Source organism: Methylobacterium sp. 13MFTsu3.1M2 (assembly GCF_900112625.1).
GTDB lineage: Bacteria > Pseudomonadota > Alphaproteobacteria > Rhizobiales > Beijerinckiaceae > Methylobacterium.
Window position 1 is genome coordinate 201,678 of sequence record NZ_FOMM01000008.1, and the last position, 20,979, is coordinate 222,656.

Genomic DNA, 20,979 nt, shown 5'->3' on the forward strand with positions numbered 1-20,979 from the left:
GCAAACACGAGCTTCTGACGGGACTTCGGAAAGACTTCGGAAAGACTTCGGAAAGACTTCGGAAAGACTTCAGTCGAGGATCTGCTCGAGCTCGGGGACGATGATGAATTCGTCTCCCGCCTTGACGATCGAGCGGATGTACTCCGGGCGCCAGGTTGTGCCGACGGGCGGCACCGCCTCGCACTGCGCCGGATCCACCTCCGTGACCGCGAACACCTTGTCGGCCACCAGCGCGACGACCACGGGGTCGCCCGCCACCGCCACCTCCAGGACGAGGAAGCGCGTGTCCGGGCTCGCCGACGCCGCCGGCATCCCGAACCGCTCGCGGATGTCGGCCAGAGGCACGACGTTGCCGCGCACGTTCACGATCCGATCGATATGCGGGCGCGCCCCCGCCACCCGCGTCGCCGGGATCGGATCGATGATCTCGCGCACCATCCCGGCCTCCAGCGCGAAGCTCTCCGAGCCGATCCGGAACATCACCACCTGCTGGCCGCCCTGCCGACCGTCCCGCTGGCCGCCGTCGGCGGCCGCCTGCGGGCCGGGCTCGACGACTCCGCGCGCCACGCCGCCGCTCATCACGCCACCTCCTGGTACTCGCGCACGCCCTCGGCGCGCCCGCCGCTCACGAGGCGGCCGACATCGATGATCAGCGCGGCCGTGCCGTCACCCAGGATCGTCGCCCCGGAGAAGGTCGCCACGTCCGCGTGCAGCTTCGACAGCGACTTGATGACGGTCTGGTGGTTGCCGATGATCTGGTCCGCCACCAGGCCGACCCGCGCCTCACCGGCGGCCACCACGATCACCTTCTGGTGCAGGTCCGGCTCGCCCGCGGCCCCGAACAGGCTGCGCAGCCGCAGGAACGGCACCAGCGCGCCGCGGATGTTGAGGAAGTCCCGCCCGCGGCCGCCGCGCTCGCTGGCGGGCAGCTCGACGCATTCCTCCACCGCGGCCAGCGGGATGACGTAGCGTCCCTCCCCCACCCGGATCAGCAGCCCCTCGATGATCGCCAGCGTCAGCGGCAGGCGCAGCGCCACGCAGGTGCCGCCGCCCGGCTCGGTCGCGATGTCGATCGTGCCGCGCAGGCTCTCGATCGTCTTCTTGACGACGTCCATGCCGACCCCGCGCCCCGACAGGGCCGAGATCTCCTGCGCGGTCGAGAAGCCCGGCGCGAACAGGAACTGGTAGATCTGCTGGTCGGTGAGCACCGCGCCCGGCGCGCACAGGCCCTTCTCCTCGGCCTTGGCGCGGATGCGGGCCGCGTCGAGCCCGGCGCCGTCGTCGCGCACGCTCACCAGCACCTGCGCGCCGACATGCTCGGCGGTGAGCGTGATCCGCCCGGTGGCGGCCTTGCCGCCGGCCGCGCGGCGCTCGGGCGCCTCGATGCCGTGGTCGATCGCGTTGCGGATCAGGTGGACGAGCGGGTCGGCCAGGCGCTCGATCACGGTCTTGTCGAGCTCGGTCTCCTCGCCGGCAGTGACGAACTCGACCGGCTTGCCGAGATCGCGCGAGAGGTCGTGGACGAGGCGGCGGAAGCGGCCGAACAGGGCGCCGATGGCGACCATGCGGATGCTCATCGTGGTGTCGCGCAGCCGCGCGGACAGGCGCTCGATCTCCTCGGCGATGGCCTTGAGGCCGGGATCGGCATGCAGGCCGGCGAGCTGGCTGAGCCGCGCCTGGGCGATGACCAGCTCGCCGACCCGGTCCATCAGCTCGTCGAGCCGCTCCGCCTCGACCCGGACGCTGCTGGCCGGCCGCTCCTCGGCCCGCCGGGCCGGGACGCGCTCGGCGGCCCGGGCCGCGGGCTCGACCGCCCCCGGTCCGGCCGGTCCGGTCTCGCCGGACGCGCGGGCGGCGAGATCGGCAGCCGGAACCGCGCCGGACGGCGGCCCGGACGGCGGCCCCGACGGCGGCCCCGACGGCGGCGGTGCGGCCTCGGCCGGCTCGGGCGCGGCGTCCGGTGGCGCGGCCGAGACCGGGACGAGCGTCAGGGTCATCTCGTCCCGGACGAACAGGAAGACGTCCTCGATCACCTCGCGGGGCACGGCCGCGCGCAGCGTGACGTCCCAGCCGATGGCGAGGCTCTCGGGGTCGAGGGCCGGCAGCTCGGGCAGCGCGTCGAGGCGCGGCACGATCGTGCAGGCGCCGAGGTCGCGCAGCTCGTCGAGGAGCGCCAGGGGATTGGTCCCGTTGCGGAGGATCTCGGGCGCGAACGCGATGCCGATCTGCCAGCCGCCCTCCCCCGCCGCAGCCGGCTCGGCGGCCGGCTCCGGGAGGAGCGCGGACGGGGCGGCCGGGCGGGACGCGGCGCCGAGCAGCTGCTCGAGTTCGGCCAGGATGGCCTCGCCGATGATCGGGGCGCTCGCCTCGGGCTCCTCGATGAGGCCGCGGATGAAGTCCTTGGCCGAGAGGGAGACGTTGACGAGGTCGCGGCCGACCGGGACCTCGCAGCGCCGGACGCGGTCGAAGGCGGTCTCGAAATCGTGGGTGAAGGCGGCGACCTGCTCGAAGCCGAACATGGCGCCCGAGCCCTTGATGGTGTGCAGGGCCCGGAAGGCCGTATCGATCAGGGCCCGGTCCTCGGGCCGGTCGCCGAGGTCGAGCAGCGTCGTCTCCAGGCGGGCGAGCAGCTCGGCGGCCTCGGCGCGGAAGATCTCCGCGGGATCGAGAGCAGTCATGGGACGAACGGACCCCCGGACACAGAACGCAGATACAGAACCAACCGCCCGATCCCGAGCGCGGACGGACGCGCCGATACCGGAGACCGGCCGCGTCCTTCGCGATCAGGCAGTCGAACAGACTGTCCCGGCGCGCGGCGACCGCGCGGTGACGGGACACGACGCGAAGCCGCCGCCTGACTTCCTGGGTTGTATATAATCGGACCAGAAATTTTCGGTTAACGAACAGATTTGAGTCCTGAACGGGAAGTATATCCACATCGGGTTCGAAGAGCTTGATTATCGGATACTGCGATCGTGTGACACGCGGATCACAGGATCTCGGGCGCGCGGTGCGGCACGGCTCCGGCCATCACGGCGCGTCGACGCGCGTCGACGAACATCGATGGACTCAGTCGGACGTGGACGGACGCGGACGGGCGTGGACGAACATCGACGCCCACCGGCGCGCAGCCGCCCGGATGCGGGCCGCGGCAGGTCCCTGCGGGCGGCGCGCGGATTGCGGTGGGACTGGAGCCGGGAACGGGGCCGGTCGCGGCCGGTCCGGCGCGGGAAGGCCCGGCCGCGGCGCGACCGCCGACCGGGCCCGCACGGGCTGCCCTCGGCGCGCGCCGGCGCGGCGGGCGCGCTCAGAACAGGTCGATGCCGTCCAGATCGTCGGCGGCGTCGGCGGCCGGCGTCTCGGAGGCCGGAGCCCCCCCGAGCAGGCGCTCGGTCAGGCGCGCGCGAACCTCCCCCAGGGTGCAGCCGGCGATCGCCGCCGCGATCCAGGCCGGATCGGCCGCGGCATCCGGCGCCGCGACGCGGTCCGCGCTGTGGTCGGCGAGCCGCCCGAGCTCCGCGCCGGCCGAGCGCAGCAGGCCCTCGACGTTCTGGATGCGCTGCTTGGCCCGGTCCTGGAACTGCATCGCCACGATCGCCGCCGACACGTCCTGCGTGATGGCCTGCGTGGTCTCGGCGGTCTGCTGCAGGATGCCCGCGACCTGCGCGTTCTGCTCGACCAGCGCCCGCATCACCATGCGGACGCGCGTCTCGGCGGTCCGGCTCTCCTCGGACATGTCGATCGCCGCGATGTCGCCCAGCAGGGCATGGCTGCCGCGCAGGCCGGCCGCCATGGTGCCGATCTGCTGCTTGATCACGTCCGACAGGGCGTTGATCGTCGTGGCGAGGCCGCGCACCTCGTCGGCGACCACCGCGAAGGCCGCGCCGCTGGCGCCGGCCCGGGCCGCCTCGATCTTGGCGTTCAGGGCGAGGAGGTTGGTCTGGCGGTTGATCCGCTCGATCTGCGCGACGCTCCCCTCGACCGACGACAGGCCCTCGAGCACCCCGGCCAGAACCTGCGCGAGGGTCGACCCGCGGGACGACATCAGGGTGATCCGCTCGATCAGGGCGGTGAGCGTCTCGCCGAGGCCGGCGGCGACGTCGCCGAGCTGCAGGGTCCGGTCGTCGATCCGAACGGTCTGGACCGAGGCGACGAGCCCCCGGACGATCTCCGACTGCTCGCAGGTCGTGGCGGCGATGCTCTGGAAGCGGTTGGACAGGCCGTGGACGTTGGCCTCCACGTCGGTGGAGACGATCCCGAGCTCGGCGACGAGGGCGTCGAGCAGCGTCCGCTGCTGCGCCGAGAGGCCGAGCCAGGCCTGGAGCAGGTCGGCCGCCTGCGCGGCGGGCGCCGGCTCGGCCACGATCGCGGCGGGCGGCGGCGCGGGCTCGCTGGACGACGCGGCCGCCTCCGGGAGCGGGGTGGCCGGGATCGCCGCGCCCGATCCGCGCCGGTCATCGAGCCCCACCTCGGACCCCACCTCGGGCCGCATCTCGGGCCGGCGGAACCGGGCCGGGACCTGCCTGAGGATGTCGTGGGCGACTTGGAAGGCCATCGGCGGGCGGGTCTCTCGGCGTCGTCCGACGCGCGCGGGTCATGCAACAATCCCACGGTCGGCACCCGACCGAGGCTAAGGATCGCCGTTGAAGAAAGCGTTATCGCCCGGCCGATGGCCGCAGCGGCCGGCAGAGATCACAGTATTAGCCAATCAACACTGTCCCGGGCCGGGCAGACCTCCGTCCTGTGCTGCGTCTGCGGCCGCGTCGGCCGTCCGCGATTGGCCGAACCTTCAGGAAGAATTTACCCGCCGCGGTGTTGACTCGGGCGCGGCGGCGCGTCGCCCCGCACATCCGTCGTCGAGGTCACGAACCCGCATGTCCGAGGCTCCCGTCCTCACGCTCGGTCCCGACTGCACCATCCGGACCGTCCGGGCGCTGCAGGACACGCTGGCGGCGGCGCTCGCCGGCGGGGCGCGCCTCACCCTCGACTGCGCGGCGGTCGAGCGCGCGGACGTCACCTTCGTCCAGATCGTGCTCGCGGCCGACCGGACGGCGCGGGGTCGGGCCGCCGGGATCGCGCTGGTCAACGTCCCCCCGGCGGTCGAGAGCGCGTTCCGGCGCGCCGCGATCGAACACCCCAGCGCGCCGCTCCTCTAGGCGCGCGTCAGGCACAAGAACGGAATCCGTGTCATGGCCACTGTCCTCGCCGTCGACGATTCGCCCAGCATCCGGCAGATGATCAAGGTGGTGCTCGGCCCGGCCGGCCACACGGTGATCGAGGCCGGCGACGGCGCCGAAGGCCTCGCGAAGGCCAGGAGCGAGAGCGTCAACCTCGTCATCACCGATCTCAACATGCCGGTGATGAACGGGCTGGAGATGATCAAGCAGCTGCGGACGCTGCCGAGCTGCACCGGCGTGCCGATCCTCTTCCTGAGCACGGAATCCGACGAGGCGATCAAGCAGCAGGCGAAGGCGGCCGGGGCGACCGGCTGGATCACCAAGCCGTTCAAGCCCGAGCAGCTGCTCGCCGTCGTGGGCAAGCTCGTCCGCGCCTGAGGCCGCGCCTGAGGCCGCCTTCATCGGGCCCGACACCGGGCCCGTCATGTCCCCGACCGCGCCGATCCGGCGGGCTCATTTCAGGTGGTAGGCCACCCCGGCGATCAGCGCCTTCTCCTCGGTGTTGAGCGTGCGCCGCGGGTCGCCCCCGAACTTGTTGTGCCAGTACTGGAACCCGGCGAAGACCTCGACCCGGTTGGGCGTGCCGGCGACGAGCTGCCCGACATCGAGCACGAGGTTGGTCTGGGAGACGAATTCCAGCTGGGTGTCGTTCTCGTTGAATCGACCGTAGCGCCCCTTGGGCAGCACGATCGTGTTGAAGCCGGCGAGCGACAGCGGCAGCCCGGTGAACGGCAGCGGGATCGTGTAGGTGATCTCGAATTCCGGCGTCATCTTGAACTCGACGCTGCGGAAGTGCGCGTAGTCGAAGCCCGGCACCGGCCCGTATCCGGCGAAGCCGTTGCGGGAGAACTCCTTGTAGCCCTGGACCTTCAGGTTCACGAACCCGGCCGGCACGTCGAAGGCGAAGCTCAGCCCGAAGGTCCCGGCGCGCTTCTCGGAATCGAAGGTCGTGTCCTTGGTGTTGACGTCGGCCCCGAACGACAGGCCGACATCCTTCACGAGGCCGGGGATGGCCAGGGCCTGCGTGTCGAAGACCTTGTTGAGGCTCAGGACGCCCCGGTAGATCAGGTAGAACTCGGTGGCGCCGACGCCCTCGAACCGGCCAACCTGATTGCCGGCCGGATCCTGGGATCCGGACCGGAGGATGTCGAGGGAGAGCAGGTTGGTGCCGTAGGCCCACGCGTTGGCGTGGAACAGGTTGATGACGGTCTTGGGGACCTCGCGCCCCACGAACTGGCCGTCGGGACGCTGGACCCGGAGGCCGGGCTCCGCCGAGGGTCCCTGGAAGCGGTAGCTCACCACAGTGTCGGAGAAGTTGAAGAAGGACGGCGGCGGCGCCGCCATCACGGTGGCGGCCGCGACGGCAACGGCGGCCTCCTGGCGCCGCGCGCGGGCCGCGGCCGCGACGGGCGTCCCGTCGGCCGCACCCGTCCCCGACGTGGCCGAGGAACTGGCCGCGGCCGTGGCCGGAGCGGGCGCAGGCTCGGCGCGGGCGGGCCCGGCCAGACCGACCCCGCAGGCCAGGATCAGCAGGCCGGCCGCCGGGCGCGGGCTCGCCCGGGACACCGACCGGAGCATCGCGCGCCCTGTCCCCGCGCCCGGCCCCTGCCCGCGACGGCGCCGCGCGGGCCGCGACCGCCCGGGCGCGCCGCCGGTCAAAACAGCTTCCAGAACACGAGGATCATGAGCCCGTAGGCGGCGATCAGCAGCGCGGCGCCCTGCAGGTTGACCCGGGTCCGCCGCGCCGGATCCGGCGTCAGCCACCAGCCCAGCCGCTTGGCCGTCCAGGGCACCATCAGCGAGGTGAGCAGGACGCTGAACACGTTGCCGATGAACAGGGCGACCGGGAAATCCACCTTCAGCATGCCGGCCAGGATCGGCGCGCCGACCAGGACGCCCCACAGGAACACGGTCGGGTAGAGGGTCAGCACGACGATCATGTTCATCTTCCACGCCGCGGGCGCGCCCTCTCCGGGCGGCGCGACGTTGCGGAACCACTGCTCGAAGCCGCTCTGCACCGTCCGCGTGTGGAATTCCGCGGTCATCGGCGCCGCCTCGGCGACCAGGGCCCGCCGCTCGGGCGAGTCCATCCAGGTGCGCAGGTTCGCCTCGCTGTCGAAGCGCAGGATCGCGACGTAGTCCTCCTGCACCCCCGGCACGGCCGGCTCGAACCGGTAGCCCTGCATGCCGGGCGCCCGCGACTGCGCGGCCGCGATCTTCTGCTCCCACCGGAGGTAGGCGGCCTCCATGCCGGGCTTCACGCGGGTGCTGATCACCGCGCTGACCGGCGAGGTCCGGGCCGCGCCGGCGTCGTCCTTGACGATGTGGACGTCGTCGCGGCCGACGAGCATCGGCGTGGCGCCCTGGATGCGGGCCTGCCGCTCGGGGGAGGCCATCCAGGTCTTGGCCTGCTCCAGGCTGTGGAACCGCTGCACGATCACCCAGTCCACCTGCAGCGGCGGGCGCGGCGGGATCAGCTGCTGCTCGATGAAGCCCGGGAAGGCCGCGACGACGGCGCTGGTGTCGACCTGCCAGCGGGCGAAGGCGTCCGCGCTCTCCGGCCGGATGGTCGTCTGCGTCACGATGCTGACGGACGATGTGGCACCGCTCATGAACCGACGCGCTTCCGTTGCACGGCTGCCTGCACTCGCGCGTTGGCTTCGCCCGGCCCCCGGCGCCGCGCCCGGTCACCGCCCGGCGGGTCCGGGGCGGTGCCGAGAGGCGCCACCTCCGGCGACCCGGACGGCCGGTCCGTGGACCGCGGCACCGAGGCGGCGGCGGACCCGCAGGGATCTGCCGCGCCGCGGAACACGAGGATAAACAACCGAAAATTGATCTTGCATCGAGCGCCCGCCACTCCATTGGCAGCACTGCTCTGCATGCCTGTATCAGCGGGCAATCTACGACCGGAGTCAAGACCTCAGCGCGGAGGTCGAATATTTTAATTGTAAATACAGCACGTTCTCTACGGCGATCGTCTTTTAAGCGGAAACGCTTGCACGATATTTATCTTCCGCGCGCGCGGCCCGGAATGCCGGACTTTTTCGGCGCCCGCTCCGCCCGAGCCCCGCCGAGCTGGGACGGAGCGACAATGAAAAAACGGGGCGGAGACGATCGTCGCCGGGCGCGGCGGAGGGTGTGGCGCCAGGTGTGGCGCAGGGTCGGGGCGCAGGGTCGGGGTGCCCTGCCATGACGGGACGGATTATTTCTTGTCCGTCCGTCTCAGGCGGGGCGCCGCCGTCCCGATCAGGAGCCGCCGCCGTGACCGCGACGCGCCATATGTGCTGCTCGGATCGAGCCGGAGAGCCTGATCGATCATCTCTTCACGGTCGTTTTATTGCATTTCCCTATATTTACAATTCGACTGCCGACGATCGCGGGCCGGCGTTGACGCGGCACTTCCGCCCCTGTCTATTCTGTCGCCAAGCCGCGGGTAGCCGCTCGTTACTGGCTGACGAACATGCGTTCGCAGGACGCACGGTTTCAGCGGAACGTCCCGATCCGCGCGCGGCCCCGTCGCCGATCCTGCCCGCGCGGCTCGACGGCGGTCGCGCTCCGTGACACCCCGCACCGCTCGGCCGGACCGCGCGGCGACATCGCTCAACCCGAAGCCAATGCCGGTCGGCCGACCCGGAGTTGTTAAGCACGCCGCGCGAAGTCTAGTGCGGTCCGACACAACAATCGGGACCGCCCCTCGATTAAGAAATCTCCGCGGTTCATAGTCCCGACCAACCGACCCGTTTCGCGACGACAGAGGTTCCAATGTCTGACAACCACGAAAAGTTCATGGCCCGGGCGATCGCCCTGTCGGAGAAGACGTCGCTGGTCGACAGTGCCGGCGGCGTGTTCGGCTGCGTGATCGTCCAGGACGGCGAGATCATCGCCGAGGGTGCCAATCGCGTCGTCGCCGAGAACGACCCGACCTGGCACGGCGAGATCGAGGCGATCCGGAAGGCCTGCAAGGCGCAGGGCAGCTTCAAGCTCCGGAACGCGACGCTCTACACCAGCGCCGAACCCTGCCCGATGTGCATGGCGGCCGCCTACTGGGCCGGCGTCAAGAACGTCTACTACGCGGCGCAGGTCGAGGACGCGCTGGAATACGGCGGCTTCGACGACAGCATGATCTACGCCGAGCTCAAGAAGGAGGTCGGCGAGCGCTCCATCCCGACCCAGCAGATCATGCGCGCGGAGGCCGTCGAGGTCTGGAAGAAGTACGCCCAGAAGGCGGACCGCGTCCCCTACTGAGGGCCGGATCGCGAGACCGGCCGTCCTGCTCCGCCCGCTCAGGCCGCGTCGCCCGAGCGGGCCTCCACGCCCGCGCAGTGCCCAGTCATGAATGCTGAGACCTTGAGGACGGCCTGCAAGGGCCCGGTCATCGACGCGGGCGACCCGCAGTTCCGGGAGGCGCTTCACGGGAACCTGTGGAACAGGTTGATCCCCGACCGGGCGCCGCAGATGATCGTCAGGGCCGCCGACGAGGACGACATCGTCGCCACCGTGAAGTTCGCCCGCGCGCACGGCCTCAAGGTCGTCGTCCGCGGCGGAGGCCACAACTGGTGCCAGCCGACCCTGCGCAACGGCGGGATCCTGATCGACCTCGGGAGCCTCGACAGGATCCTGGCGATCGATGTCGCGCAGCGCCGGGCGGTCATCCAGCCGATCGTCAGCAACCGCGACATCCAGAAGGCGCTCAACGCCCACGGACTCGCCTTCCCGACCGGCCACTGCCCCCAGGTCAAGGCGAGCGGCTACTTCCTCGGCGGCGGCATGGCCTGGAACCCCACGGTCTGGGGCTACGGCACCGAGAGCCTCGAGGCGATCGAGCTCGTCACCGCCCAGGGCGAGCGGATCCGGGCCAGCGAGACCGAGAACCCGGACTTCTTCTGGGCCGCGCGCGGCGCCGGCCCGGGCTTCTTCGGGATCGTCACGAAGTATTTCCTCAAGCTCCACGCGCTGCCGAAGGCCATTCACGGGAGCGAGTATTTCTATCGCCTCGAGGATGCGCCGGCCGTCGGCACGTGGCTCGGCGAGGCGGCGCCCACGATCGCGCCGAGCGTCGAGCTGACCCAGTTCCTCGTGAAGGCGCCGCCCGCGCTGGCCGAGGCGGCGGCGGACCGGAACGGCTGGGTCTGCATGGTCACCGCCACCGCCTTCGAGGACACCCCGGAGGCGGCCCGGCGCGCGCTGGCGCCGCTCGATGACGCACCGGTCGCGCCCCTGTCGAGCGCGCGGGTGACGCCCCTCGACTTCGAGCAACTGTTCGACGCGTCCGGCGCGCTCTTCCCGGAGGGCGTGCGATCCCGGGTCGAGGCCACCTTCTCCAATCACAGCCCCGGCGCGGTGATGGCGGCCATCCTGCCCCTGTGGCAGCGGGCGCCTTCGGCGACCTCGGTGTTCCTGTCGACGATCTTCTGCGGACCCGACGTCCCGGGGCCGCAGCGGAACATGGCCCGCTCCATGACCTCGAAGGTTTATGGCGGCCCCTGGACCATGTGGCACGAGGCGGACGACGATCAGGCCAACGCCGCCTGGCATCGGGCGGTGATCGCCGCGCTGAAGCCGCTCAACATCGGCTACTACATCGGCGAGACCAACACGGTCGAGCAGCCCGAGATCGTCGCCCAGGCGTTCACGCCCGAGAAGTGGCAGAGGCTGTGCGCGCTGCGCGACGAGCACGATCCGGACCGCGTGTTCTTCGACTATTTCGACGGTCTGCGCTGAGCCGCGGCGCGGTCACGTCGGCGTGTCGGTCGCGTCCCAGGGCGTGTCGCGGTCGTTCTGGAATCCGGTCAGCCAGTTCAGCGCGACGTGGCGCTCCGCCACGACGTCGCCGTTGAGCCCCGCGGGGGCTGTCCCCTTCTGCCGCGCCTGCCGGACGACCCAGTGCGCCCGCCACGCGCGGTCCAGCGCCTCCAGGATCTCGCCGGGCGGCCGCAGCCGCGCGGCGTCGGCCGCGCCCGCGTCCCGGGCGAGCGGCGCGACCGCCCGCCAGAGCGCGTCGACGTCGACCGTGGCGTCGCTGTCGGCGATCCGGGCCGCGCGCACGCCGAGCGCCCACAGCAGGGTGTTCGCGGCCTCGTAGCGCCAGGACGCCGCCGCGGCGTCCTTCGGGTCCGCCGCCTCGATCTGGGCGCGCTCGGCCGGCGACAGGGCCGCGAAGCCGATCGGATTCAGCGTCCTCTGCCCCGGCTCGCGCAGCGTCGTGCCGGCGCCGAAGGCCTGCCCCCAGGCCGCGATGTAGAGCAGGGCCAGAGCCCGCCGGAGCACCTCCGCCGGCGGTCGCAGCGCGAGTTCCGCCTCGCCGAGCGCGGGGGGCATGCCGGCGGGCGGCTTCGGGTCCAGATCCTCCAGGCGCTCCAGGGTCCGGGCGCGGCGCGCGACGGCGTCGGGCGGGTAGGGCAGACGCGCGGCCGGATCCGTCTCGCCCGCGGCCGACAGGAGGAGCGCCATGTCGGGCGCCCGCACGGAGCCGTCGGGCAGGAAGAGGACGGCGTTCGCCGCGAGCGCCCAGGCTTCCACGCGGGGTAGGTCGGACGCGGCGACCGCGAAGCTGACGTGGTTGCGGACGCGCTGCAGGTGGCGCCAGAGATGGTAGCGGTGGGCGGTCATCTGCCCGTCGCCCCGTCCCATGACGTAGCCGATGAACCCGTCGAGATGCGGCTGCAATTCGGGGTCGGACAGGTCCCGCCGGCCGTTCAGCGCGTGGTCGAAGGAGAGCGCGGGCAGGTCGCGCACGGTCGCGTAGGCGTTGACGAGAAGCGGTTCGTCCGGCGCCGCCTCCGCCGGTGCCGCATCGGCGCGTCCGAACAGCCGCTTCAGCAGATTCATGGTCTCTCCCTTCCGGTCTTCCCGCGGAGCGGCGCCTCCGAGGCTGGCATCCAAACCGGGCCCGGTCGCGCCGGGCGCGAGCGCGGAAGCGCCCAGAGTGGGGCGGGCGCACCGGCCGGGCAAGGCGCGCCGCGCCCGGAGCCCTCGGAGGCCGGACCGCAGCATTCGGTTGACGTGGCCGTTCGGCCGGTTAGAAAACCGGCCGTCGAATCGGTTATCGATCCGGTTGCGCCCAATCTTTGTCGCTCGGAAGCTGTAGCTCGACCGCATCTATAGCCTCCTGGACCGAGACTGTTCGCTGCGCCGGCTCGATACCGGGACGCCGACCCGACCGCAATCCTGCCGCGCCCGCCTTGCCGCGCCCGCGTCTCGCCATCAGGAGCCGACCATCGCCGAAGCAGCGCCCCCGCGCGACCGCTCGCGACCGCGCGCCCTCGCCGGGCTCCTGGCAGCGACCGTGCTGCTGCCGCTCGCGATCCTGCTGATCGGGCTCTGGCAGGGCCAGCGCGGCCTCGACGACTGGCGGGCCTTCGCGGCCGAGCGCGACCGCCTCGGCGCGGTCGTGGCGGATCTGGAGGCGCGGGCTCCGCGTGACGGGCGCCCCGATTTCAGCCTGCAGTTCCGGCACGACGGCCGCCTCTACGGCGGCCCCTACGCCGCGGTGAAGGCCCGCGAGATCCGCGACCACGCGGGGACCCTCGCCGCCGTGATGGACTGGCGGCGCAGGCTGCCGGCGGTCGCGGTCGCGGGCGGCGGAATCGCGGCGGCGCTCTCCGTGCTCGTTCTGCTCGTCGGCGGCCTGCTCGGGCAGCTGGGACGCGGGTCGCGCGACGCCCTGGTCCGCGGCTTCTCGCTGGTGCGGCGGCTGCTTCCGCCCGCCCTCGCCGCCCAGATCGTGGCGGCGACCGCCGGCCTCGTGGCGGTGGTCCTGTTCGAGGCCGGGCTGCTCGTCGACGGCGGCCTCAGCGGCGGCGGCGTGAAGCTCCTGGCGATCGCGGCCGGCGCGGTCGGCGCCACGATCCTCGCCGCGTGCGGCGCCCTGATCGGCCTGCGCCGGGCCCTCGTCGCCTTCGCGCCCGAGCCGCTGCCGATCCTCGGGCGGCGGATCGCGCCGGCCGAGGCGCCGGGTCTCTGGCGCCTCGTCGAGGCGCTCGCCGACCGGATGGGCGCGCTGAAGCCCGAGGCCCTGGTCGTCGGCCTCACCGAGGGCTTCTTCGTCAGCGCCGGCCCGGCCGTGCTCGAGCCCGGCGGCGCGCGGCTCGACGGCCGGATCCTCTACGTGCCCCTGCCCTATCTCGCCCTGCTGCGCGTCGACGAGACGGCGGCGATCCTCGGGCACGAACTCGCCCACTACGCCGGCGGCGACACCGCCTACAGCCAGCGCTTCCTGCCGATCTACGCGGGCGTCGGGCGCTCCCTCGACGCGATGGCCGAGCGCGAGCGCGGCGCGCTCGGCGTGCTCGGGCCGTCGATCCGCCTCGGCCTGTTCGTGATGGAGCAGTTCCACCTCGCCGTGCGCCACTGGAGCCGGGTGCGCGAGTTCGCGGCCGACGCGGCCGGCGCCGCCGTGACCTCCCCCGACGCCTCGGCCCGGGCGCTCCTGCGCTACGGCGCCGCGCGCCCGCGCGTCGTCGAGACCCTGGACGCGGCGACCGACGCGCCGGAGACGGCCGCCGCCGACCTCGTGGCGGCGGCGTTCGACGGCGCGATCGCGCGCGGCCTCGAGGATCCCGCGGCGCGCCTCGAGGACGAGCAGGCGCACCCGACCGACACCCACCCGCCGACCCGCGACCGCGTCGCGGCCCTCGGGCTGGCGATGGACGCCGACTTGCTCGCCGCGGCCGGAACCGCGCCGCCGGCCCGGGCCCGCGACCAGCTCGCCGCCTACTTCGCCGACCCCGACGGCCTGTGCCGGGCCGCGACGCGGGACTTCCTCGGCGCGGTCCGCGCGCGGGAGGCCGCCGCCCGCGCGCATCTGGAGGCGACCGCCGCGGAGATCGGAACCGAGGAACGGGTGCTGCGCGCCAGCCACCGCGCCCGCGGCCTCACGCTGGCCGCCAGCGCCGGCCTCTTCGCCGCCGCCGCGCTCGCGCTCGTGCTGCTCCGCGTCCCGGGGCTGTCGCCCTACGAGGCCCGGATCGTGTCGGCCGTGGCCCTGGCCCTCGCGGCCGCCTTCGGCGCGGCGGGCGCCTTCGTCCTGTCGCGCGGCGAGCCGATCACCCTGATCCTGAGCCCTGCGGGGCTGACGGCGCCCGGTCTCGACAGGGTGATCCCCTGGGAGGCCGTCGCCGATCTCGACATGTCGCTGAGCCGCGGCGGCATCGTCACCCGCCTGCTGCTGCCGCCGGGCGCGGACTGGCCGGAGCGGGCCCCGGGGCGACACCCCGTGAAGCTCGACCCGAAGCGCCGCATCGTGACGCTCACGGTCGGACTGCCGCGCCGGATGAAGCCGCAGGATTTCGCCGACCTGATCGCCCGCTACCAGGCCGCGCTCCAAGCCCGCCGCGCCCTGGCCGAGCGCGCCGCGAGCGCGACCGTCGCCGCCGGCACCCCCTCTCCCGAAGCCCTGCCTGCTTGAGGATCGCATGGGATCGCCCGCCAAGCCCGAGACCGCCGAGACCCTGCGCCTGCCGCCCGACCGCACGAGCTGGACCGTCATCCTGGGCGTGCTGTTCGGCTTCGTGCTGTTCGGCGGCCTCCTGGCAGCCAGCGCCATCTACACGGCGCCCGTTCTGATCTCGGACTGGCAGGTCCGCGAGGCTGCCCGGCCCGTCCCGAACGCCCGCGTGAGTGACGGCAAGTGCAGCACCAAGCTCGTCTTCCACATCTGCGACGCGACGCTCTCGCTGCGGACGCCCCAGGGCAGCGTGACCCGCCGGGTGAACTACGTGTTCACCGGCCTGCACACGGGCGACTACACGATCGGCGTGATGGCCGACCCGGCGCATCCCGAGTCCGTCACCACCGATCTCGGCCTCGACCGGCTGTGGAACCGGGCGATCACCCTCCTGGCGATCGACGGGGTGATCCTGGCCGGCCTCGTCGGTGCGCTGATCTCGATCCTCCGCAACGGGCGCGCGGCGTTCCGGTCCGCCGCCTGACCGGCCCCGCGCCGGGATCTCGGCCGCGCAGGGCCGTCCGCGCCACGGGACACGCCCGAACCGGCGGACCGGTGCCGTACCGGTTGCCGGTCCGGCGATCCGGTACGTGTGCGTCATTGCGCCGGCGCGGACGGTCGGTCAGACCGCGCTCCCTCGATCTTCTCGGGAGAACCGGATGAGCAGCACCCGCAAGACGGCGCTTCGTGGCGCGCTCCTCGGCCTCGCCCTCGCAGGCCCGGCGCTGGCCGACGACACGCCGACTACGGCGGGCGCGGTCGACCGGCTCAAGGGCCTCGCCAACGAGGCGGTCGGCGGCGCCAAGCGCGGCGTCGGCAACCTGACGGACGACGAGGCGCTGAAGGCCGAGGGGCGCGACCAGAAGCTCCGGGGCCAGGCCCAGCAGGAGCGCGGCAAGGCCAAGGACGCCGTCGAGAACGCCCTCGACAAGTAGGCGGGTGGGGCCCCGGCCGCGGCGCGGCCGGGGCCCGCCGCACCGATCGAAACGGTCTCGCCGGTCGGCATGACGGACACCATCAGCGCCTCGGCCTGTCCCGGAGCCGGAGCCACTGGCCGCGCCGGGCGCGACGGATAGCGCCAGACTGGCGCCGGCGCCCGCGGCCCGAGCGATCGTACAGTTGCCCTGCGTACTCGCTCAATCGACCTATTACGCGGGAAAGCTCTCATTATTTTAACAAACGTTCCAAATTTTCATTCTATCTTACTCACTTGGCAGACATCACAGCAATCATACGGCCGCTCTGCCGGACGCCACCGCTTTAGGTAGTGCGCCGTGGTTGATAACGATTTTTGTTGCAACAACTTAACCGCGACATATGCTATCGATACAGGATAGGCGACCGAATCGGGCCGGTCTTTAATATCGAACCTGTATTGCTGCAGGGCACGGCAACCGTGCGGGGCCGCCAGAACAAGGATCGACCGGACCGTCCGGTCGACGCGACGCGCGGGTGTGCCGATCATGATGTTTGCTGTCCCCGCCTTGCTGTTGGAGCTGGCGTTGACGACGCCGGTCTCGGACAAGATGCCGGTCTTCGACGTTCACGGCAGCTGTCGGGCGGCGACGACGGCGATGACCCTCGATCCCGTTCGGCAGAAGCTCTGCCTCCAGGACGAGGGGTCGGCCCGTGCCGAGGTGGCGAAGAAGTGGTCCAGCTTCCCGGCGGTCGACCGGACGCGCTGCGCGGCGGAGGCCCAGCTCGACGGCCTGCCCAGCTACGTCGATCTGCTGGAGTGCCTGACCCTCGCCCGGGAAGCCAAGGCTGAGGACGATCAGTAGTGCGCGTCAGGACCGAGACCGAAGACCGTCCCGTAACGCTCTCAGGCTGAGGGTCGACCGTGCCGATCGTGCTGCAGCTTCCCGGATCCCTCCGTCTCCTCGCCCTGGCGGCCATCGCGGGACTCGCCGCCGGTTGCCGCGATGCGAACCAGTACGTTTCCCCACCGCCGCCGACGGTCTCGGTCGCGCAACCGCTCGTGCGCACGGTCACGCGCTACTTCGAACTCACCGGCAACACCAAGGCGTTCGCGGCCGTCGAGCTCGAGGCACGGGTCCAGGGCTTCCTAGAGGCGATCACCTACAAGGACGGCGCCGTCGTGAAGAAGGGCACGCCGCTCTTCTCCATCCAGCGCAACACCTACGAGGCGCAGCTCAAGCAGGCGCAGGGCGCCCTGGCGGCGCAGCAGGCCGCCCTGGCGAATGCCCAGTCCGAGTATCAGCGCCAGTCCACGCTGGGCCGGCAGGAATTCGCCTCGCAGGCGCGCGTCGAGGACGCGAAGACCAAGCAGGACCAAGCCAGCGCCGCCGTCATGGAGGCGCAGGCCAACCTCGACATCGCCGCCATCAATCTCGGCTACACGCAGGTCTCCGCGCCATTCGACGGCGTGGTCACCAACCACCTCGCGGATGTCGGGGCGCTCGTCGGCATCAGCGGACCGACCAAGCTGGCGCAGCTCGTGCGCATCGATCCGCTCTACGTCTACTTCAACATCAGCGAGCAGCAGGTGCTGCTGGTCAAGGAGCATCTGCTCGCGACGCATCGGACGCTGGGCGACCTGTCCAAGATCCCGGTGGAGATCGGGCTGCAGACCGAGACCGGCTATCCGCATACCGGCAAGCTCGACTACCTCGCGCCGCAGGTTGACCCATCCACCGGCACGCTGATGGCCCGGGCGCTCATCGAGAACGGCGACCACGCGCTCCTCCCAGGCCTGTTCGTGCGGGTCCGGGTGCCGGTCGGGCGTCAGGACAAGGCCCTGCTGGTGCGCGTCGACGCCATCGGGACGAACCAGCAGGGCAGCTACGTGCTCACGGTCGGCGCCGACGACACGGTCTCGCAGCGGGTGGTGACGCTCGGGCCCCGGGACGGGCGCTACCGGGTGATCGAGACCGGGCTCGCACCCGGCGACTGGGTCGTCACGGACGGCATCCAGCGGGCAATCCCCGGGGCGAAGGTCGCGCCCCAGAAGGTGGCGGTGGCCGAAGCCTTGCCCGACCCGGCGCCACTCCCGCGGTGAGCCGTCGTCCGGAAGTCCCGGCGCTGCCGACGACGCCGACACGCCCGACGATCGGACAGTGATCTCCGCCACCCCGCGTCCCGCCCTGGCGGCGGGCCGCCCCTGAGACGCCGGCACCGAGGGCCAACGGCATGATCTCGCGCTTCTTCATCGAGCGGCCGGTCCTGGCCAACGTGCTGGCCCTGGTCATGGTGCTGATCGGCGCGGTGTCGCTCTTCAACCTGCCGGTGTCGCAGTATCCCAACGTCGTGCCGCCGACGGTCCAGGTCACCACCCGCTACCCGGGTGCGAGCGCCCGCACGGTGGTCGACACGGTGGCGCTCCCGATCGAGCAGCAGGTCAACGGCGTCGAGGGCATGCTCTACATGCAGTCGACCAGCGCGAGCGACGGCACCTACACCCTCACGGTCACCTTCGCGATCGGGACGGACGGCGATCAGGCCCAGGTGCTGGTGCAGAACCGGGTCGCGATCGCGATGTCGTCGCTGCCGCAGGCGGTCCAGGTCCAGGGCGTCACGACCCAGAAGAAGTCCACCGCGGTCCTGCAATTCGTCACGCTGTCGGCCAGCGACGGGAAATTCGACAGCCTGTTCCTGTCGAATTACGGCGTCATCAACGTGCAGAACGAGCTGGCCCGGCTGCCCGGCGTCGGCAACGTCACGGTCTTCGGCGCCGGCCAGTACGCGATGCGGATCTGGCTGGATCCCGATCTGGTGCAGGCCCGGGGCCTCACCCCCGACGCCATCATCAACATCGTGCAGCAGCAGAGCCAGGAGGTCACCGCGGGCGCCGTGGGGATGCCGCCGGTCCCGGCAGGCCAGGACTTCCAGTACACGCTCAACGTCAACGGGCGGCTCAACAACGCCCCGGACTTCGAGAACATCGTCGTCAAGGCGGACGCGCAGGACGGCGGCCGCATCACCCGCCTGCGCGACGTCGGCCGCGTCGAGCTCGGCGCGCAGACCTACAGCCAGTCGTTCACGCTGAACGGGCAGCCCGCCGCCGGCATCGGCATCTACCAGCTGCCCGAGGCGAACGCGCTGACGGTGGCGAACGCGGTCCGCACCCGGATGGCCGAACTCGCGAAGACCTTCCCGTCGGGCCTCGTCTACGCCATCCCGTTCGACACGACGGAGTTCGTGCAGGCCTCGATCCACGAGGTCTACATGACGCTGTTCGAGGCGGCCGTCCTGGTCCTGATCGTCATCCTGGTCTTCGTCCAGGACTGGCGCGCCATGCTGGTGCCGGCGACGACGGTGCCGGTGACGATCATCGGCGCCTTCGCCGCCATGGCGGCGATGGGCTTCAGCGTGAACCTCTCGACGCTGTTCGCGATCGTGCTGGCCATCGGCATCGTGGTGGACGACGCCATCGTGATCGTCGAGGGGGTCTCCCACCACATCGACGAGGGCCTCTCGCCCCGGGCGGCGGCCGAGAAGGCGATGGAGGAGCTGTTCGGCCCGATCATCGGCATCACCCTGGTGCTCATGTCGGTGTTCGTGCCCGCCGCGTTCCTGCCCGGCCTGACCGGGCAGCTCTACAAGCAGTTCGCCCTGGTGATCGCCGCCACCGCGCTGATCAGCGCGATCAATGCCGCCACCCTGAAGCCGACCCAGTGCGCCCTGTGGCTGCGCAAGCCGGTGCCGCCGGAGCAGCGGAACGTGTTCTACCGCGGCTTCAACCGCGTCTACGGGGTCCTCGAGGGCTGGTACGCCCGGCTGATCGCCACCATGGTCCGGCGCAGCGGCCTCATGGTCGCCGTGGCGCTCCTGCTGATCGGGCTCGCCGGATGGGGGCTGACCCGCCTGCCGACCGCCTTCTTGCCCACCGAGGATCAGGGCTACGTCCTGATCGGCGCACAGCTGCCGGACGGGGCCTCGAAGGAGCGCACCGACGCGGTGATGCAGCGGATCAGCGCCCAGGCGAAGGCGACGCCGGGCGTCGACAACGTCCTCTCGATCAGCGGGATCTCGGTCCTCGATTCCAGCGCCAGCCTGCCCAATGCCGGCGTCGCCTACGTGGTTCTCAAGAACTGGGATGTCCGGGCCAAGGAGAAGGGCCAGGATCTGCGCAGCCTCTACGAGCGCTTCAACACGGTGCTGGCGGGCGTCGAGGACGCCGACACCTTCGTGCTGATCCCGCCGCCGATCCAGGGCATCGGCAACGCCAGCGGCTTCACCATGCAGATCGAGCTGCGCAACGGCGACTTCGACTACCCCCTGCTGGAGAGCCTCGCCCGGACGGTCGTCGCCGACGGGAACTCGCAATCCGGGCTGCGGAAGCTCAACACCTCGTTCCGGGCCGGCGTGCCGCAGATCGCGATCGCGGTGGACCGGGTCAAGGCCGAGGCCCTCGGCGTGACGGTCGGGCAGGTCTTCTCGACGCTGTCGAGCTACGTCGGGTCGTCCTACGTCACGCAGTTCAACAAGTTCGGCCGGACCTTCCAGGTCTACGTGCAGGCCGCACCCGATTACCGGCTCCGCCCCGAGGACGTCGAGAACCTGAAGGTGCGCGCCGGCAACGGCGTGATGGTGCCCCTCGGCACCGTCGTGGAGATCAAGACGGTGCAGGGGCCGTCCCTGATCAGCCTGTACAACCTCTACCCGACGGCGACGATCGTGGGCGGGGCGGCGCCGGGCTTCAGCTCCGGGCAGGCGCTGGACCTGATGCAGCAGATCGCCGCCAAGGTGCTGCCGCCGGGCACGGGCTACGACTGGACGGCGATGTCGTACCAGGAGAAGGCGGTCGGCGCGCAGATCTACCTCGTGTTCGCCCTCGCCATCCTCCTCGTCTACTTGGTCCTGGCCGGCCAGTACGAGAGCTGGATCCTGCCGCTGGCGGTCCTGCTCGGCGTGCCGCTGGCGCTGCTGGGCACGGTCGGGGCGCTGCTGCTGCTCGGCGTCGCCAACAACCTCTACACGCAGATCGGCCTGATCCTGCTGATCGCGCTGGCGAGCAAGAACGCCATCCTGATCGTCGAGGTCGCCCGCGAGAAGCGGCAGGCCGGACTCGACATCGCGGCCGCCGCCGTGGAGGCGGCGCGGCTGCGCTTCCGCCCGATCCTGATGACCTCGTTCGCCTTCATCCTCGGCGTGCTGCCCCTCGTCACCGCCTCCGGGGCCGGCGCCGCGGCGCGCAAGTCGATCGGCATCACGGTGTTCAGCGGCATGCTCGCCTCGACCTGCCTGGCGGTCCTGTTCGTGCCGTCCTTCTACGTGATCCTGCAGCGGATCGAGGAGCGCCGCGCGCGCCGGGGGCAGCCCGGGCCCGTCGCGTCCCCGCCCCCGGCCGGGACAACCCCCGAGACCGGACCGGCGTGAGCCGGAGCGCGGACGCGG

The 20,979-nt window shown here is 71.6% G+C and carries 16 protein-coding genes; 10 read left to right on the forward strand and 6 right to left on the reverse strand.

From position 1 onward, the window contains the following. Window positions 1-69: 69 nt before the first annotated feature. The 3 genes from BM314_RS09295 to BM314_RS09305 form a co-directional block, all read right to left on the reverse strand. Window positions 70-579: a chemotaxis protein CheW gene (locus BM314_RS09295; RefSeq protein ID WP_091675922.1), complete on the reverse strand. Its 510-nt coding sequence runs from the start codon at window positions 577-579 to the stop codon at window positions 70-72. After that, window positions 579-2,678 (reverse strand): chemotaxis protein CheA, encoded by a 2,100-nt coding sequence (locus BM314_RS09300; RefSeq protein ID WP_091977938.1) that lies wholly within the window; start codon window positions 2,676-2,678, stop codon window positions 579-581. Before BM314_RS09300 ends, BM314_RS09295 begins: the two co-directional genes overlap by 1 nt. A gap of 629 nt (window positions 2,679-3,307) precedes the next feature. Continuing rightward, the gene (locus BM314_RS09305; protein ID WP_091977939.1) at window positions 3,308-4,555 is read right to left on the reverse strand and encodes a methyl-accepting chemotaxis protein; all 1,248 of its coding nucleotides are present in this window, start codon (window positions 4,553-4,555) and stop codon (window positions 3,308-3,310) included. 319 nt (window positions 4,556-4,874) lie between these two features. Here BM314_RS09305 and BM314_RS09310 point away from each other — a divergent pair, with 319 nt between their 5' ends. Then, window positions 4,875-5,156: an STAS domain-containing protein gene (locus BM314_RS09310; RefSeq protein WP_020091071.1), complete on the forward strand. Its 282-nt coding sequence runs from the start codon at window positions 4,875-4,877 to the stop codon at window positions 5,154-5,156. A 33-nt stretch (window positions 5,157-5,189) separates the two neighbouring features. Next, window positions 5,190-5,555, forward strand: a complete 366-nt coding sequence (locus tag BM314_RS09315; protein ID WP_020091072.1) for a response regulator — start codon at window positions 5,190-5,192, stop codon at window positions 5,553-5,555. A gap of 75 nt (window positions 5,556-5,630) precedes the next feature. Here the strand turns inward: BM314_RS09315 and BM314_RS09320 are convergent, their stop codons facing one another. Both BM314_RS09320 and BM314_RS09325 read right to left on the reverse strand, forming a co-directional pair. Next, on the reverse strand, window positions 5,631-6,755 hold the full coding sequence (locus BM314_RS09320) for a hypothetical protein (RefSeq protein ID WP_091977940.1): 1,125 nt from the start codon (window positions 6,753-6,755) through the stop codon (window positions 5,631-5,633). A 77-nt stretch (window positions 6,756-6,832) separates the two neighbouring features. Further along, window positions 6,833-7,789: a putative antibiotic biosynthesis monooxygenase gene (locus tag BM314_RS09325; protein WP_091675915.1), complete on the reverse strand. Its 957-nt coding sequence runs from the start codon at window positions 7,787-7,789 to the stop codon at window positions 6,833-6,835. A 1,150-nt stretch (window positions 7,790-8,939) separates the two neighbouring features. Between BM314_RS09325 and BM314_RS09330 the strand changes: the two genes are divergently transcribed. Further along, window positions 8,940-9,422: a nucleoside deaminase gene (locus BM314_RS09330; protein WP_091675912.1), complete on the forward strand. Its 483-nt coding sequence runs from the start codon at window positions 8,940-8,942 to the stop codon at window positions 9,420-9,422. Window positions 9,423-9,509: 87 nt separating this feature from the next. Further along, the gene (locus BM314_RS09335) at window positions 9,510-10,898 is read left to right on the forward strand and encodes an FAD-binding oxidoreductase (RefSeq protein ID WP_056529842.1); all 1,389 of its coding nucleotides are present in this window, start codon (window positions 9,510-9,512) and stop codon (window positions 10,896-10,898) included. Between the two features lie 12 nt (window positions 10,899-10,910). On the opposite strand, the gene BM314_RS09340 is transcribed toward BM314_RS09335, so the two are convergent. Next, a complete protein-coding gene (locus BM314_RS09340; RefSeq protein ID WP_091977941.1) occupies window positions 10,911-12,005 on the reverse strand; it encodes a DUF4272 domain-containing protein in 1,095 nt (364 codons plus the stop codon). 457 nt (window positions 12,006-12,462) lie between these two features. On the opposite strand from BM314_RS09340, the gene BM314_RS09345 reads away from it, so the two are divergent. The 6 genes from BM314_RS09345 (at window position 12,463) to BM314_RS09370 (ending at window position 20,961) form a co-directional block, all read left to right on the forward strand. Continuing rightward, window positions 12,463-14,583, forward strand: coding sequence for a M48 family metalloprotease (locus BM314_RS09345; RefSeq protein WP_091977942.1), 2,121 nt, complete (start codon window positions 12,463-12,465; stop codon window positions 14,581-14,583). A 7-nt stretch (window positions 14,584-14,590) separates the two neighbouring features. Then, the gene (locus BM314_RS09350) at window positions 14,591-15,106 is read left to right on the forward strand and encodes a hypothetical protein (protein ID WP_091977943.1); all 516 of its coding nucleotides are present in this window, start codon (window positions 14,591-14,593) and stop codon (window positions 15,104-15,106) included. A 175-nt stretch (window positions 15,107-15,281) separates the two neighbouring features. Further along, the gene (locus tag BM314_RS09355) at window positions 15,282-15,557 is read left to right on the forward strand and encodes a CsbD family protein (protein ID WP_020091080.1); all 276 of its coding nucleotides are present in this window, start codon (window positions 15,282-15,284) and stop codon (window positions 15,555-15,557) included. A gap of 567 nt (window positions 15,558-16,124) precedes the next feature. Beyond that, the gene (locus tag BM314_RS09360) at window positions 16,125-16,403 is read left to right on the forward strand and encodes a hypothetical protein (protein WP_234081793.1); all 279 of its coding nucleotides are present in this window, start codon (window positions 16,125-16,127) and stop codon (window positions 16,401-16,403) included. A gap of 104 nt (window positions 16,404-16,507) precedes the next feature. After that, the gene (locus tag BM314_RS09365) at window positions 16,508-17,641 is read left to right on the forward strand and encodes an efflux RND transporter periplasmic adaptor subunit (RefSeq protein ID WP_091977970.1); all 1,134 of its coding nucleotides are present in this window, start codon (window positions 16,508-16,510) and stop codon (window positions 17,639-17,641) included. Window positions 17,642-17,772: 131 nt separating this feature from the next. Then, window positions 17,773-20,961 carry an efflux RND transporter permease subunit gene (locus BM314_RS09370; protein ID WP_091977944.1) on the forward strand — a complete coding sequence of 1,063 codons (3,189 nt, stop codon included), beginning with the start codon at window positions 17,773-17,775 and terminating at the stop codon, window positions 20,959-20,961. The last annotated feature ends 18 nt before the right edge of the window (window positions 20,962-20,979 follow it).

Excerpts from the sequence above, each read along its gene's own strand:
- BM314_RS09295 (WP_091675922.1), bottom strand. The coding sequence starts at position 579 with ATGAGCGGCGGCGTGGCGCGCGGAGTCGTCGAGCCCGGCCCGCAGGCG.
- BM314_RS09300 (WP_091977938.1), bottom strand. The coding sequence starts at position 2,678 with ATGACTGCTCTCGATCCCGCGGAGATCTTCCGCGCCGAGGCCGCCGAG.
- BM314_RS09305 (WP_091977939.1), bottom strand. The coding sequence starts at position 4,555 with ATGGCCTTCCAAGTCGCCCACGACATCCTCAGGCAGGTCCCGGCCCGG.
- BM314_RS09310 (WP_020091071.1), top strand. The coding sequence starts at position 4,875 with ATGTCCGAGGCTCCCGTCCTCACGCTCGGTCCCGACTGCACCATCCGG.
- BM314_RS09315 (WP_020091072.1), top strand. The coding sequence starts at position 5,190 with ATGGCCACTGTCCTCGCCGTCGACGATTCGCCCAGCATCCGGCAGATG.
- BM314_RS09320 (WP_091977940.1), bottom strand. The coding sequence starts at position 6,755 with ATGCTCCGGTCGGTGTCCCGGGCGAGCCCGCGCCCGGCGGCCGGCCTG.
- BM314_RS09325 (WP_091675915.1), bottom strand. The coding sequence starts at position 7,789 with ATGAGCGGTGCCACATCGTCCGTCAGCATCGTGACGCAGACGACCATC.
- BM314_RS09330 (WP_091675912.1), top strand. The coding sequence starts at position 8,940 with ATGTCTGACAACCACGAAAAGTTCATGGCCCGGGCGATCGCCCTGTCG.
- BM314_RS09335 (WP_056529842.1), top strand. The coding sequence starts at position 9,510 with ATGAATGCTGAGACCTTGAGGACGGCCTGCAAGGGCCCGGTCATCGAC.
- BM314_RS09340 (WP_091977941.1), bottom strand. The coding sequence starts at position 12,005 with ATGAATCTGCTGAAGCGGCTGTTCGGACGCGCCGATGCGGCACCGGCG.
- BM314_RS09350 (WP_091977943.1), top strand. The coding sequence starts at position 14,591 with ATGGGATCGCCCGCCAAGCCCGAGACCGCCGAGACCCTGCGCCTGCCG.
- BM314_RS09355 (WP_020091080.1), top strand. The coding sequence starts at position 15,282 with ATGAGCAGCACCCGCAAGACGGCGCTTCGTGGCGCGCTCCTCGGCCTC.
- BM314_RS09370 (WP_091977944.1), top strand. The coding sequence starts at position 17,773 with ATGATCTCGCGCTTCTTCATCGAGCGGCCGGTCCTGGCCAACGTGCTG.